The sequence below is a fragment of the Pseudomonas sp. P39-UII1 genome, from assembly GCF_039672635.1.
Classification (GTDB): Bacteria; Pseudomonadota; Gammaproteobacteria; order Pseudomonadales; family Pseudomonadaceae; genus Aquipseudomonas.
In genome coordinates, this window is record NZ_JBDFPP010000020.1 from 12,494 (window position 1) to 27,148 (window position 14,655).

The window sequence follows — 14,655 nt, forward strand, 5'->3', positions numbered from 1 at the left end:
CCTCTCCCGTTCAAGCCAGGTGGGACTGCGATTTCAGTGAACAAAAATAGAAATTCCCATGCCTACCAAGGCACCCATAATCAGCGTCAATGCCAGCTTTACCCGATCGCGTTGGCGGCGCTTGGCCTTGCGCTGGACTTCTTCAGGCAAGGTTACGTGGCTGCCAAAGCCGGTGTGCAATACTGCATCACCTTCCAGCGTGACTGCTGTCAGATTCATCTCTGCGTAGCGACGGGAAAGCGCCTTCTCACCAGCATAGGCGGCAAATGGCGCACAGCGCTGATAATCGCTCAGGCGACGCAGGCCGGGGTTGAGCGAAAAGGCCTGCCACTCGGCTTTCTCGGAAAGCAGAGGGTAGCAAGGCACACCTGCGATCACTTGGCGATCGCCCAAGTGAATGTAGGGGCTGTGGATCGCCAGGTCATGGGCATAACTGCGCAGCCACACCTGCAACACCTCGGCGCTGGCCTGCAGTATCGACCTGGAATCTTCGACGAACGCCTGACGATAGAATTGCCAGTCGTCTTCGCAATGGAAGATGTAGGGCGTCTTGACGTGGCTGTAGGCCAGGTCGATCGAAGGCAACTGGCCAAGTTTGGGCCGATTCACGAACACCGTGCAGTACGGCTTCCAGTGTTCCGGCACGGCGCCATGCACCGCATCGTCCCCGGAGTCTTCGGTGATGAAAACCTCGCGTATGGGCGCAGTGTTATAGCGATCGAAACTCGCAAGGGTTTCCTTGAGCAGATCGAACCGACCGCAGCTGGTCACCACCAGGGTGACATCACTCTCTTCAGAAAAGCGCACCGGACTCCCTCCGCGTTGCGACAATCGACTTTCGCCTGCATTCCCTGAAAGCGAAAGTTCTTTTAATTAAAAGCCCAGCTTCAACCGCAACCGCTGCCATGCAGACAAGGGCGGATGCGGCCTGAGTGCCGGGCGCATGTGGTCGACGATGCTACGACCAACTTCACCGAAGCTGAAACGGGAAACCGCCAGATGGCGCCCATTCTCGGCAATTTGTTGGGCCAGGGCAGGGTCTGCCCGCAACGTGTGCAGCTTCGCCTGCAGCATCGGGATGCTGTCGTAGAACACCACGTTGTGCATGTCCTGAAGGCCCAGGGCGCGGTTTTCTTCCGCGCCCTGGTCAAAGGCCAGCAGCACGCAGCCGCAGGCCATGGCCTCGAAGTTCTTGATCATGTACTCGCCCATGCCGACATCGGCACTGACGAAGAAACGAATACGGTTGAGCGTGTTGCAATAGTCTTCGCCAGACTTGGTGCGCGTCACCACCAGGTTCTCCACCCGCCCCAGCTCATCCAGCAGTGCCTTGCGACCGCTGTAGGCGACGCTGTTGGTGCTGCCGACGAACGCCAGCTCGATGTCGCGGTCACGGCCCTGGTCGGTCAACAGGTGCTCGTCGTAGCCCTTGGGCACGAACACCGCATCGAAACCTTCCTGGCGCAAGCGCTCGCTGACCATGTATCCAGAGCTGATCACCCGCGCCCAGGGCAACTTGCGGTAGTGCGCGCTGAACTTGCCGGTGTACTTGCAGGGGATGTAGTTCTGGTAGGCATCGTGTTCGAGGATGACCAGGTTCGGCACTGTCTGAATGAACGCCACCTGACGGATCTCCTGCTTGAAACGCAGGAAGAAGACGATGCGGTCATAGCGCTCGACCTGCACTTCGCGTTTGAAGTAACGGCGCAGGTTGCGCTGGTCTTCACTGGTCAGCCAGCGCAGGTCGCACTCACAGTTGGCCGCGACGCCGTCGTACAGGCGATCGAGGATGGCCCGCTGTTCCTTCTGCACCAGAAATAGGACTTTCATTGCTTTCCTTGGGCGCTCTGCGCCATCGCGGTCAACCATGGGCGTTGTCTACAGCTCACGGCGCCAGAACAGTTCATGCCGGCGCACGGCCTTGCGGAAGAATTCGTTCTCCCCGTAAGGCGACGGGCGGCGCCCGGCCAGCCAGCGCTGCAACAGCCGGCGCAGCCGGCGCTTGAACGGTGCGCGCGGCTGCAGGTCGTGCATCATGCCCAAGGCCATTGCCTTGTCGCGTTGCGTTGCCAGGTCCAGCACCAGAGAGCACGGCGCCCATGGCTGCTCGGCACTCAATTGCGGCGGCAAGGCCACACCGTCGCCGCTGTCGCCCATTGGCCAGCGGTCGTTGTCATGCAGGTGGTTGGCGTAGCACAGCAGCGTTTGCGGCTGCCATTCCAGGCCCTGCAACGCCTCCAGCACGGCCGCCTGGGCACAGATGTGGTCCGGATGCGGGTCGAGTTGCGGGTGCGGCATGACCAGCACGTCAGGCTTGGCCAGCATCAGCAGTGCACGCAGGTCAGCCAGCAGGTTTCGCCAGGTTGGCGCACCATCGCCATCTGCCGGCAGCGGGAACGGGTTGAAGCGGCGGAACGGGCGAATATCGGCCATGTCGGCTTCACGTGAAGCCGCCGGCACATCGGGCGCAGCTTGCATGGTGGGCAGTTGCAGGCAGAAGTAGCCCAACTGCACGCAACGCGACTCCGGCACCCCGGCCCAACGCGGCACGGCAATGCTGTCCCAGGCGCGCAGACGGCCCTTGAGGCGTGCCGCCTCGGCCTTGCCCAGGCCCATCTGCTGATAGTGCTCGGCCTCGATTTCGCCAGCGGTCAACGTGACCACCCAGGTTTCGTCGGCCTGGCTGTACAAGCCATAAGCGGCCAGCTCGGCATCATCGGCATGCGGCGCAATCACCATCACTCGACGGCGCTGCAACTCGACGCAGGGGGTTATCCACAGCCGAGGCTCGCCCTGCAGGCGGCAGTGGCGACCACGCAAACGCAACGTACCCGCTTGAAGCGGTGCAGCCAGCCCGGTCAGGTTGAGGAAGCGAACCCCAGCGACACCGCGCTCGAAAGCCTGCCGATCGCTGATCTCATCTGCCAGCAACTCGACACGCGGATCCAGAAAACGCCCCAACCAACCGCTCTTCACCCGAACTTCGAGGATTAGCGTTTCATCGCCCTGCAATGCCGCGCCCACCTTGATCACCCCGTCACGCAAGGTGACAGGCGCTTGCCGGGCCTGCTCGCCGAAGTTGTAAGCGTAGTCCTCGCCTGGCGCATAGAACAGATGGTCGGCAAACCACGCCTCGTGGGCAGCCCAGAGCAACGGCAACAGCAACAGCGGCAGCCACCACCAGGCGAATATGCCCAGGGCAACCAACGCCACCAGGCCGGCCAGCAGCCCCAGGCGCTTGTTGCGCCGGTGGCGCTTGAGCAACTGCTGCTTGCGGCTCACGCCTGGTACACCGGTACAGGGTTGCACCAGCGGTCCTTGTACTCGCGGTCGGCACGGCCGAACGAGAAGCGCAGGGGCTTGTTGCGCGTGCGGGCGTCTTCCCAGGCAGCCTGGGTGTTGAGAAAGCTCAGTACGCTGCCGGGGCTGAAGGCCTTGGTTTCAGGGTCTACGCCGCCGTTGACGTATTCGACACTGACCCAGCCCGGCGCTTCGACGCGGTACACCAGCTGGATGGCGATGGGCTTGTCGTCGAGCAACAGCACCGACCCAATCAGCAGCTCGCGCAGGCGCTGCAGCACGTCCGCCATACGCTCGGCGCCGGTGGCCGGGAAGCCCCAGCGGCGCTGGAACAGGTCGCAGTACATGGCGGCGATTTCGCGGGAGCTGAAATCAGTGATCGGGCGCACCACGCCACCCGCCTCTTCCAGCAGGCGCAACTCGCGGCGCTGGTTGTAGCGGAATTTCTTCGACAGGTCTTCAGGCGCCCGGGCCATGGCCAACTGTTCTTTCTGCGCCTTCAGGCCGGTAAAGCGCCCCTGGTTCAGCTCGGACAGGTAGCGCACGGCATGGCGCAACGGCGCGGCAGCGTCAGCGGCGGCCGGCAGAATGATCTCGGCATTGCCAAGGTCGAACAGGCCTTTCTTGCCGGCGCGCTTGAGCACGTCCTTGGACAGCGCCAGATGGCGCCCCCAGGTCGGCACGGCGGCCTTCAGCTCACCCGCCTGATGCCAACCCAGGTAGCGCACGGGTATCTGCGCCAGGTCAGCCAGTTGTTCGATCACCAGCGGGTGCGTGGCGACACTGCCACCGAATCGCGCCCACGCCTGGGCGTAGGTTGCCGCGTCGATAACCTGCCAACCCCGCTCACGGAAGGCCTGAATATGATTGAGCATCATGCCTGCCCCACCAGCGCACGCACTTGCGGCAGCTGCCAGAAGGCCTCGCGCACAGCCGCGTCGGAGAACCGCTCGTGCAGGCGCTGCAGCATGTGCGCGGCACACGCCTGGCGCTGCTGTGCGTCCAGCTTGGCCATATGCGTGAGGCCCTGGGCCAGCTGCGTGGCATCGCCCAGCGGGAACAACACGCCCACGCCTTCAACCACCTCGCGCGCACCACCGCAGGCGGTCGCCAGCACGGGCACGCCGGCCACCATGGCTTCGAGCAGGACCATGCCGAACGGCTCATGGTCAGAACTCAGCGCAAAGACATCGAACGCCTGGAAGTAGTGGCGGGCATCCGGCACCTGCCCCAGGAAGTCGACATGCCCGGCGATACCCAGCTCAGCGGCCAAGGCCTTGAGTTTGCCTTCCAGGCGCCCCTTGCCCAGGATCGCCAGGCGAGCCCCCGCAGGCAGCGCTGGGCGTGCCTCGGCAAACCCGCGCAACAAGGTGGCCTGGTCCTTGTCCGGATGCAGACGGCCGACGTTCCCGACGATCCAAGCCTGGGCATCCAGCCCCAGGGCCTGACGTGCCTCGGCACGCGGCACCAGCGCTGCGTCGAGCGCGCCGATATCGATGCGGTTGTACAAGGTCTGAATACGCTCGGCCGGCCACTGCGGCAGGCAACGACGCATGTCGTCACGCACCGCATCCGATACGCCGAGCAGGCTCAAACGTTTGCTGAACAGGTTGGCGAACAGCCGCCGCCCCTTGCGCTGATAGTCGCCGAACGCATGGTGCACGCCGATCACCGGCAAGCCCGTGGCCAACAAGGCCACGTAAATCGGCTTGAAGCGGTGGGCGATGCAGAAGCTGAAGTTGCGCTCGGCCGCGACCCGGCGCAGCGCCCGGATGGCACCGAGCTTCAGGCCGCGAACAGCCTTGGAGCTGAATTCGAGAAACAGCACCTCGTCCGACGCGCAGCCGGCCGCGACCTGCGGGTCGGTGGCGCCGGTGAGGAACACCGTGGTGACCTTGTAGCCGCTGCCCTGGAACAGGCTGGCGTATTGACGGGCGCAGTCGAGAAACGGCCCGTCATAGCCATGGCAGAACTGCAGGATGCGCGGTTCAGAGCGGCTGGTCATACGCGGCTGCGCCGTCCTTGACGACCAGGATGTCTTCCATGATCAGGTACTGCAGGTCCGAGCCGAAGAACATGTTCAAGGCATCGGTCGGCGAGCAGATCATCGGTTCACCACGGCGGTTCAGCGAGGTGTTCAGCGACACGCCGTTGCCGGTCAGGTCTTCCAGCGCTTTCATCATGTCGTAGTAGCGCGGGTTGTACTCGCGCTTGAGCACCTGGGCACGCGACGTGCCGTCCTCGTGAACCACTTCTGGTACGCGGGTCTTCCACTCTTCAGCCACTTCGAAGGTGAAGGTCATGAACGGCGCCGGGTGATCGACCTTGATCATCTGCGGGGCAACGGTGTCGAGCATCGACGGGCAGAACGGTCTCCAGCGCTCGCGGAACTTGATCTGGTGGTTGATACGGTCAGCCACGCCTTCGACACTCGGGCAGCCGATGATCGAACGACCACCCAGTGCGCGCGGGCCAAACTCCATGCGGCCTTGGAACCAGGCCACTGGGTTGCCGTCGACCATGATCTGGGCGATCTGCTGCGGCATGTTGTCGAGCTTGCGCCACTTCGGTTGGTCCGGATGACGGGCGCAGGCAGCGATCACGTCTTCGTTGGAGTACGACGGGCCGAGGTAGACGTGTTCCATCTTCTCGACCGGCACGCCACGGGCGTGGGAAACATAGGCGGCCGCACCGACTGCGGTGCCGGCGTCGCCGGAGGCCGGCTGGACGAACAGCTCTTTCACGTCCGGGCGGGCAATGATCTTCTGGTTGAGCTTGACGTTCAGCGCGCAGCCGCCGGCGAAGGCCAGCTTGCCGGTTTCACGCAGGGTGTCGCCCAGGTAGTGGTCGATCATCTGCAACGCCAACTTCTCGAACAGCGCCTGCATGCTGGCCGCGTAATGGATGTACGGCTCGTCGGCGATGTCGCCTTCGCGCTTGGGGCCCAGCCATTCGATCAGTTTCGGCGAGAAGTAGAAACCTTTGCCCTTCTCTTTATACCGGCGCAGGCCGATAACGTTGGCGTACTCGGTGTTGATCACCAGTTCGCCGTTTTCGAAGCTGGCCAGGCGCGAGAAGTCATATTTGCTGGCGTCGCCATACGGCGCCATGCCCATGACCTTGAACTCGCCGTCGAGCATTTCGAAACCCAGGAACTCGGTGATTGCACCGTACAGGCCACCCAGAGAGTCCGGGTCGAAGAATTCCTTGATCTTGTGGATCTTGCCGTTTTCGCCATAGCCGAAGAAGGTAGTGGCGTACTCGCCCTTGCCGTCGATGCCGAGAATCGCGGTCTTCTCTTTGAAGCCCGAGCAATGGTAGGCGCTGGAGGCGTGGGCCAAGTGGTGCTCGACCGGCTCGATCTTGACTTTTTTCGGATCGAAGCCCAGCTGCTCCAGGCACCAGACGATCTTCTTGCGGTAGCGCTTGTAGCGACGGTTGCCCATCAGGATGGCGTCGAGGGCGCGGTCCGGTGCGTACCAGTAGCGCTTGGCATAGTGCCAGCGAGCTTTGCCGAACAGGCTGATCGGGGCGAACGGGATGGCAACCACGTCCACGTCGGACGGCTTGATGCCCGCCTGTTCCAGGCAGAACTTCGCCGACTCGTAGGGCATGCGGTTCTTCGCATGTTTGTCACGCACGAAGCGTTCTTCTTCGGCGGCGGCAATCAGCTTGCCGTCGATGTACAGGGCCGCGGAAGGGTCATGGCTAAGGGCGCCGGACAGGCCAAGAATCGTCAATGCCAAGGGATTAGCCTCTTCATTCGGTAGAGATGCGCCAGCGGCCTCATGGGCGGGTGGCGGCTAAAAGGCGGGATTATAACGCAAACGAGAAAGACACACCGCCCCTTGTGGGGGCGGCGGTGCGGCAAATCTGCAGGGGTGCGGCAGTGGCTTATTCGGCGATCAGCCAGTCCATCCGGTAGCTGCCAGCGGTCTGCGCCAGCTCCTTGGCCAGCCAAGGCAGCAGCTCCTTGAGCTCCTCTTCCAGGCCCCACGGCGGGTTGGCAATGGCCAGGCCAGAGCCGTTCAGCCCCTGCGGGCTGTCCTGGTGGTGCACGTACAACTCCACCCGCAGCAGCTTCGGCGCGCCGGTGCTGGTGAGGTCTTGGTAGAAACGGGTGAGCGAGCGCTGGTCCTTGATCGGGTACCAGATGGCAGCAACGGTCTGACGCATGCGGCCAATCGCCTCTTTCAACGAACTGGTGCAGCGCTTGAGCTCGTCAGCCTGTTCGAATGGCGGGTCGATCAGCATGATTGCGCGTTTTTCCTGCACCGGCAGCAACGCCCGGGGTACATGCCAACCCTCACCCAGGTGCACCACCACGCGCGGGTCTTTTTTCATGTTTTCTTTAAGCAGCGGCCCGTCTTCAGGGTGCTTCTCGTTGAGCAACGCCCGGTCCTGCTGACGCATCAGGCGGCGAGCCAGTTCTGGCGACCCAGGGTAGTAGCGCAATTCGCCATCGGCATTCAGGCGCTTGATGACACGCAGGTAGTCGGCAGCCATCGCCGGGACATCATCGCGATTCCACAAGCGTGCAACACCTTCGAGGTATTCACCGGTACGGGTCGCCTGGTCGCCCTGCAGGTCGTACAGACCAAGGCCGGCGTGGGTATCTATATAGGCGAACGGCTGCTCCTTGCGCGACATCAGGGCGATGAGGCGGGTCAGCACGATGTGTTTGAGAACGTCGGCGTGATTGCCGGCGTGGAAGGCGTGACGATAGTTCATGGCAACTCCTGCGGGTGCCGCAAGTTTACCTTGTCACGCAGACGGAGTCAGGTGCGGCGGTCGACAGCAGCTCGGCGAGCCACCCGAAGACAGGCCTGAAGGCAAAAATGGAACGAGTTCCAGCTACTTCCGCAAACTACCAGGCCTGACACTCATGCCTTCACACACCAGGAGTACATAGCATGAAGGCCTCTATAAAACTCGATAGAACCACGTCTGTACCCAAGCTCACCGGCACACTGGGCATCACCAACGCGGAATATACCGCCTACCTCGAATTGAAGAGGCCAGATGGCAGCGTCGATAACATGGTGGTCCCGGGCACTGGCAATGACACGTGGGTGCTCACGCTAGACAACTGCAAAGCCGGAGAGTACGAAGCATTGATCAAACCTAGGGTAGACAACGCATTCGAAGCGTCTCGGCTTCACTTCACGCTGTAACAGCTCTACGCAAAGCCCGAACGGTAACCCGTTCGGGCTTTGTGCTGTCAGCGGTATCGGTTACCGCAAATCAATCGGCACTACTTGTCAGCGTGATACGCCGCATCAGCAGTCTCGAAGCGCTGCACCATCGCTTGCGACGGGCTGCCCAGCTTGCTGACCACAAGAATGGCGATGCTGGCAAGCAGGAAGCCCGGGATGATTTCGTACAGGCCCCAGGTGTCGATCTGCTTCCACAGGATGACGGTCAGGGCGCCAACCACGATACCCGCCAGCGCGCCGTTACGGGTCATGCCCTTCCACAGCACCGAAATCAACACCACTGGGCCAAAGGCAGCACCGAAACCAGCCCAGGCGTAGGCCACCAGGCCCAGCACGCGGTTTTCAGGGTTGGCAGCCATGGCAATGGCGATCAGCGCCACGGCCAACACCATCAGACGGCCGACCCATACCAGTTCGCCCTGCGAAGCATTCTTGCGCAGGAAAGCCTTGTAGAAGTCTTCGGTCAGCGCACTGGAGCAGACCAGCAGCTGGCAGCTCAGCGTACTCATCACCGCCGCCAGAATGGCCGACAGCAGCACACCGGCAATCCACGGGTTGAACAGGATTTTCGCCAGTTCGATGAACACACGCTCATGGTTCTCGGTAACAGGGCCCGCCTGGTCAGGGTGCGCGGAGAAGTAGGCGATGCCGAAGAAGCCCACGGCGCAGGTGCCGGCCAGGCACAGGATCATCCAGGTCATGGAGATGCGACGAGCCTTGGCGATCGACTTGACCGAATCGGCGGCCATGAAGCGCGCCAGGATGTGCGGCTGGCCGAAGTAACCGAGGCCCCAGCCCATCAGCGAGATGATGCCGATGAAGGTTGCACCCTTGAGCATGTCGAAGTTGGCAGGGTTCTGCGCCTCGATGGCCAGGAAGGTCGTGTCGAAGCCACCCGTGGAGATCAGCACGATGATCGGCGTCAGGATCAGCGCGAAGATCATCAGCGAGGCTTGCACGGTGTCGGTCCAGCTCACGGCCAGGAAGCCACCCACGAAGGTGTAGGCGATGGTCGCGGCGGCGCCGGCCCACAGTGCGGTCTCATACGGCATGTCGAAGGTGCTTTCGAACAGGCGCGCACCGGCAACGATGCCCGAAGCACAGTAAATGGTGAAAAACACCAGGATGACGACGGCCGAGATGATCCGCAGCAGGCCGCTCTTGTCTTCAAAACGGCTGGCAAAGTAGTCCGGCAGGGTCAGTGCATCGCCGTTGTGTTCGGTCTGCACGCGCAGCCGGCCAGCGACGAACAGCCAGTTCAGGTAAGCGCCGACGGTGAGGCCGATGGCGATCCAGGCTTCGGAAAGGCCGGAGAAGTAGATGGCGCCCGGCAGGCCCATCAGCAGCCAACCGCTCATGTCGGAAGCACCGGCAGAAAGCGCGGTCACCACGCTGCCCAGGCTGCGCCCGCCGAGGATGTAGTCAGAAAGGTTTTTGGTGGAGCGATAGGCGGCGAAGCCGATCAGCACCATTGCCGCGATGTAGATCACGAAAGTGATCGTCAGTGGATTGCCCATGCGTGTGCCCTGGCGTTTGTTTTTATCTCATGCACAACCGCAATGAGGCGGTTGCACCCAGGCGGCGAATCCTATGCAACAACGCAAACTGGGTGCAACCATTTTTCATTTGCAAGTTGCACCCGCTCGTGCAATTTCAGCTAATGCCTTGCTCTTGCTCCTTTTTGGAGCAAAAAACGCTTTTTTCAGACGAAAATGCACCGTAAACAATCCTTTATTTGATGTAGGAATTTTCGCCAGACGAGTTGCACCTTTTCGACGAAAAAAACGGGTTGCACCTGGTTGCACCTGAATTGTCCTACAGCTACTCTTGGCGCCAGCTAAGGCCACAGCCGTGGCAATAAAGAGGATAAGAAATGGCGACGACCACCCTTGGGGTCAAACTCGATGACCCAACCCGTGAGCGACTCAAAGCAGCTGCGCAGTCCATTGACCGCACACCTCACTGGTTGATCAAGCAAGCGATCTTCAATTACCTGGAGAAGCTCGAGGGTGGTGCTACCCTGACCGAACTCAACGGTCATGCCAGCAGCCTGGGCGATGATGCGGGTGAAGTAACGCCCGACCACGCTCACCAGTGCTTCCTGGAGTTCGCCGAGAGCATCCTGCCGCAGTCCGTGCTGCGCTCAGCCATCACCGCCGCCTACCGCCGCCCCGAGCAGGAGGTGGTTCCGATGCTGCTGGAGCAGGCGCGCCTGAGCGCACCACTGGCCGAGGCGACCAACAAGATGGCCGCCAGCATTGCTGAAAAGCTGCGCAACCAGAAGAGCGCTGGCGGCCGCGCTGGCATCGTTCAGGGCCTGCTGCAGGAATTCTCGCTGTCGTCCCAGGAAGGCGTGGCGCTGATGTGCCTGGCCGAAGCCCTGCTGCGCATCCCCGACAAAGGCACCCGCGACGCGCTGATCCGCGACAAGATCAGCACCGGCAACTGGCAGCCGCACCTGGGCAACAGCCCGTCGCTGTTCGTCAACGCTGCCACCTGGGGCCTACTGCTGACCGGCAAGCTGGTCTCTACCCACAACGAATCCGGCCTTACCTCTTCGCTTACCCGCATCATCGGCAAGAGCGGCGAGCCGATGATCCGCAAGGGCGTCGACATGGCCATGCGCCTGATGGGCGAGCAGTTCGTTACCGGTGAAACGATTGCCGAAGCACTGGCCAATGCCAGCCGTTTCGAATCCAAGGGCTTCCGCTATTCCTACGACATGCTCGGCGAAGCCGCACTGACCGAGCACGACGCTCAGAAGTACCTGGCCTCCTACGAGCAGGCGATTCACTCGATCGGCAAAGCGTCGCATGGCCGCGGCATCTATGAGGGCCCGGGTATCTCGATCAAGCTGTCGGCACTGCACCCCCGCTACAGCCGCGCGCAGTACGAGCGCGTCATGGAAGAACTGTACCCGCGCCTGTTGTCGCTGACCCTGCTGGCCAAGCAATACGACATCGGCCTGAACATCGACGCTGAAGAAGCTGACCGCCTGGAGCTGTCGCTCGACCTGCTCGAGCGCCTGTGCTTCGAACCTTCGCTGGCAGGCTGGAACGGCATCGGTTTCGTGATCCAGGCCTACCAGAAGCGCTGCCCGTACGTGATCGACTACGTTATCGACCTGGCCAAGCGCAGCCGCCACCGCCTGATGATCCGCCTGGTGAAAGGCGCCTACTGGGACAGCGAGATCAAGCGCGCCCAGGTCGAAGGCCTGGAAGGCTACCCGGTCTATACCCGCAAGGTGTACACCGACGTTTCCTATGTTGCCTGTGCACGCAAGCTGCTGGCCGTACCCGAAGCCATCTACCCGCAGTTCGCCACGCACAACGCCCACACCCTGTCGGCCATCTACCACATCGCGGGTCAGAACTATTACCCAGGGCAGTACGAGTTCCAGTGCCTGCACGGCATGGGCGAGCCGCTGTACGAACAAGTGGTCGGCAAGATCTCCGAGGGCAAGCTGAACCGCCCGTGCCGCGTGTATGCGCCGGTCGGCACCCATGAAACCCTGCTGGCCTACCTGGTCCGCCGCCTGCTGGAGAACGGCGCCAACACCTCGTTCGTCAACCGCATTGCCGACCACTCCATTTCCATCCAGGAACTGGTCGCCGACCCGGTAGCAAGCATCGAGCGCATGGGCACCCAGGAAGGCAACCTCGGCCTGCCACACCCACGCATCCCGTTGCCGCGCGAGCTGTATGGCAGCGAGCGGGCCAACTCGGCCGGCATCGACATGGCCAACGAACACCGCCTGGCCTCGCTGTCCTGCGCCATGCTGGCCACCGCGCACAACGACTGGAAGGCCACCCCGTTGCTGGCCTGCGCCGCCAGCGAAGCCGCAGCAGCGCCGGTGCTGAACCCATCAGACCACCGCGATGTGGTCGGCCATGTTCAAGAAGCCACCGTTGCCGACGTCGACAACGCCATCCAGTGCGCGCTCAACGCCGCACCGATCTGGCAGGCCACCCCGCCAGCCGAGCGTGCCGCGATTCTCGAGCGCACCGCCGACCTGATGGAGGCCGAGATCCAACCGCTGATGGGCCTGCTGATCCGCGAAGCGGGCAAGACGTTCGCCAACGCCATCGCCGAAGTGCGCGAGGCCGTGGACTTCCTGCGCTACTACGCGGTGCAGGCACGCAACGACTTCAGCAACGACGCCCACCGTCCATTGGGCCCGGTAGTGTGCATCAGCCCGTGGAACTTCCCGCTGGCAATCTTCACCGGCCAGGTGGCCGCAGCCCTGGCTGCCGGCAACCCGGTGCTGGCCAAACCTGCTGAACAGACCCCACTGATCGCTGCCCAGGCCGTGCGCCTGCTGCTCGAAGCCGGCATCCCAGAAGGTGTGCTGCAACTGCTGCCAGGCCGCGGCGAAACTGTCGGCGCCGGCCTTGTCGGTGACGAGCGGGTCAAGGGCGTGATGTTCACGGGTTCCACCGAAGTCGCCCGCCTGCTGCAACGCAACGTCGCCGGCCGCCTGGACAACCAGGGCCGCCCGATCCCGCTGATCGCCGAAACCGGCGGCCAGAACGCGATGATCGTCGACTCCTCGGCACTGACCGAACAGGTGGTGATCGATGTGGTGTCTTCGGCCTTCGACAGCGCTGGCCAACGCTGCTCGGCGCTGCGTGTGCTGTGCCTGCAGGAAGATTCCGCCGACCGCGTGATCGAGATGCTCAAGGGTGCCATGGCCGAAAGCCGCTTGGGCAACCCGGACCGCCTTGCCGTGGATATCGGCCCGGTGATCGATGCCGAAGCCAAGGCGGGCATCGACAAGCACATTCAGGCCATGCGCGAGAAAGGCCGCGCGGTCTATCAGGTCGCCATCGCCGATACGGCCGAGGTCAAGCGCGGCACCTTCGTCATGCCGACCCTGATCGAGCTGGACAGCTTTGACGAGCTCAAGCGCGAGATTTTCGGCCCGGTACTGCACGTGGTGCGCTACAACCGCCGCAACCTTGACCAGCTGATCGAGCAGATCAACAACTCCGGCTACGGTCTGACCCTCGGCGTGCACACCCGCATCGACGAGACCATCGCCAAAGTGGTGGAGAATGCCAACGCCGGCAATATGTACGTCAACCGCAACATCGTTGGCGCTGTGGTGGGCGTGCAGCCTTTCGGCGGTGAAGGCTTGTCCGGCACTGGCCCGAAAGCGGGCGGCCCGCTCTACCTGTACCGCCTGTTGTCGACCCGCCCGGCCGACGCCATTGGCCGTCACTTCCAGCAGCAGGATGGCGACGGCAAGCCGGACCGCACCCTGCACGAACAGCTGATCAAGCCGCTGCATAGCCTCAAGGCCTGGGCCGAGAGCAATCAACAGGCCGATCTGGCCGCATTGTGCACCCAGTTCGCCAGCCAGTCGCAAAGCGGCATCGCCCGCCTGCTGCCAGGGCCGACCGGCGAGCGCAACAGCTACACCATCCTGCCGCGCGAGCACGTGCTGTGCCTGGCGGACAACGAGGCTGACCTGCTGGCACAGTTTGCCGCTGTAGTGGCGGTCGGTAGCTCGGCAGTGTGGGTGGACGGCGAGCCAGGCAAGTCGCTGCGCGGCCGCCTGCCGAAGGAGCTGCAGGCCAAGGTCAAGCTGGTGGCTGACTGGAACAAGGATGAGGTGGCATTCGACGCCGTGATCCACCATGGCGACTCGGACCAGCTGCGCGGCGTTTGCCAACAGGTGGCCAAGCGGGCCGGTGCGATCGTTGGCGTGCACGGGCTGTCCAGCGGCGACCATCAGATTGCCCTGGAGCGGCTGGTGATCGAGCGGGCGGTGAGTGTGAATACCGCTGCGGCTGGGGGTAATGCCAGCTTGATGACCATTGGCTGATAGCTGAGGGTTGTTGAAGAAGAAGGAGAGCTTAGGCTCTCCTTTTTTTGTGCCTGTCTCGAAATTGAGTCTGGGTGGCCAGGTGCCTGTCTTGGGTGTTGCAGCGCGGCGCAAATCCAGCGCCGCCCGCGCGGCGCATCGCGGGCAAGCCCGCTCCTACATTTGTTGCAACGTGCCGTTCCAGTTAGGCCATGGTTGTCAGCCTTGGCGCATGGCTAAAGACTTGCAAAGCGGCGGTAGCGCCAGCCGAAATATCGCGCCGTGCCAACAAGGCTGACGACTATGGCCTATCAGGCCATGGCACGTTGCAAC

General features: G+C 62.7%; 11 protein-coding genes. 2 read left to right on the forward strand and 9 right to left on the reverse strand.

Features of this window, described 5'->3' with window-relative positions:
* Positions 1 to 33: 33 nt before the first annotated feature.
* The 7 genes from ABEH27_RS20830 to rlmJ form a co-directional block, all read right to left on the reverse strand.
* Complete coding sequence (locus ABEH27_RS20830) at positions 34 to 807, reverse strand: glycosyltransferase family 2 protein (RefSeq protein WP_346615420.1); 774 nt, start codon at positions 805 to 807, stop codon at positions 34 to 36.
* Positions 808 to 873: 66 nt separating this feature from the next.
* Positions 874 to 1,830 (reverse strand): glycosyltransferase, encoded by a 957-nt coding sequence (locus ABEH27_RS20835; RefSeq protein WP_346615371.1) that lies wholly within the window; start codon positions 1,828 to 1,830, stop codon positions 874 to 876.
* A gap of 48 nt (positions 1,831 to 1,878) precedes the next feature.
* On the reverse strand, positions 1,879 to 3,282 hold the full coding sequence (locus ABEH27_RS20840; RefSeq protein WP_346615372.1) for a PIG-L family deacetylase: 1,404 nt from the start codon (positions 3,280 to 3,282) through the stop codon (positions 1,879 to 1,881).
* Positions 3,279 to 4,175, reverse strand: coding sequence for an antimicrobial resistance protein Mig-14 (locus ABEH27_RS20845; protein ID WP_346615421.1), 897 nt, complete (start codon positions 4,173 to 4,175; stop codon positions 3,279 to 3,281). The genes ABEH27_RS20840 and ABEH27_RS20845 overlap by 4 nt, the downstream gene beginning before the upstream one ends.
* Positions 4,175 to 5,305 carry a glycosyltransferase gene (locus ABEH27_RS20850; protein ID WP_346615373.1) on the reverse strand — a complete coding sequence of 377 codons (1,131 nt, stop codon included), beginning with the start codon at positions 5,303 to 5,305 and terminating at the stop codon, positions 4,175 to 4,177. The genes ABEH27_RS20845 and ABEH27_RS20850 overlap by 1 nt, the downstream gene beginning before the upstream one ends.
* The gene (locus ABEH27_RS20855) at positions 5,289 to 7,046 is read right to left on the reverse strand and encodes a carbamoyltransferase (protein ID WP_016501928.1); all 1,758 of its coding nucleotides are present in this window, start codon (positions 7,044 to 7,046) and stop codon (positions 5,289 to 5,291) included. The genes ABEH27_RS20850 and ABEH27_RS20855 overlap by 17 nt, the downstream gene beginning before the upstream one ends.
* A 148-nt stretch (positions 7,047 to 7,194) precedes the next feature.
* Positions 7,195 to 8,031 (reverse strand): 23S rRNA (adenine(2030)-N(6))-methyltransferase RlmJ, encoded by an 837-nt coding sequence (rlmJ, locus tag ABEH27_RS20860; RefSeq protein ID WP_274097535.1) that lies wholly within the window; start codon positions 8,029 to 8,031, stop codon positions 7,195 to 7,197.
* A 182-nt stretch (positions 8,032 to 8,213) separates the two neighbouring features.
* Between rlmJ and ABEH27_RS20865 the strand changes: the two genes are divergently transcribed.
* Complete coding sequence (locus ABEH27_RS20865) at positions 8,214 to 8,474, forward strand: hypothetical protein (RefSeq protein ID WP_346615374.1); 261 nt, start codon at positions 8,214 to 8,216, stop codon at positions 8,472 to 8,474.
* A gap of 80 nt (positions 8,475 to 8,554) precedes the next feature.
* Here the strand turns inward: ABEH27_RS20865 and putP are convergent, their stop codons facing one another.
* Both putP and ABEH27_RS20875 read right to left on the reverse strand, forming a co-directional pair.
* The gene (putP, locus tag ABEH27_RS20870; RefSeq protein ID WP_346615375.1) at positions 8,555 to 10,033 is read right to left on the reverse strand and encodes a sodium/proline symporter PutP; all 1,479 of its coding nucleotides are present in this window, start codon (positions 10,031 to 10,033) and stop codon (positions 8,555 to 8,557) included.
* Positions 10,034 to 10,138: 105 nt separating this feature from the next.
* On the reverse strand, positions 10,139 to 10,321 hold the full coding sequence (locus ABEH27_RS20875; protein ID WP_346615376.1) for a hypothetical protein: 183 nt from the start codon (positions 10,319 to 10,321) through the stop codon (positions 10,139 to 10,141).
* 68 nt (positions 10,322 to 10,389) lie between these two features.
* On the opposite strand from ABEH27_RS20875, the gene putA reads away from it, so the two are divergent.
* Positions 10,390 to 14,343 (forward strand): trifunctional transcriptional regulator/proline dehydrogenase/L-glutamate gamma-semialdehyde dehydrogenase, encoded by a 3,954-nt coding sequence (putA, locus tag ABEH27_RS20880; protein ID WP_346615377.1) that lies wholly within the window; start codon positions 10,390 to 10,392, stop codon positions 14,341 to 14,343.
* Positions 14,344 to 14,655: the final 312 nt, after the last annotated feature.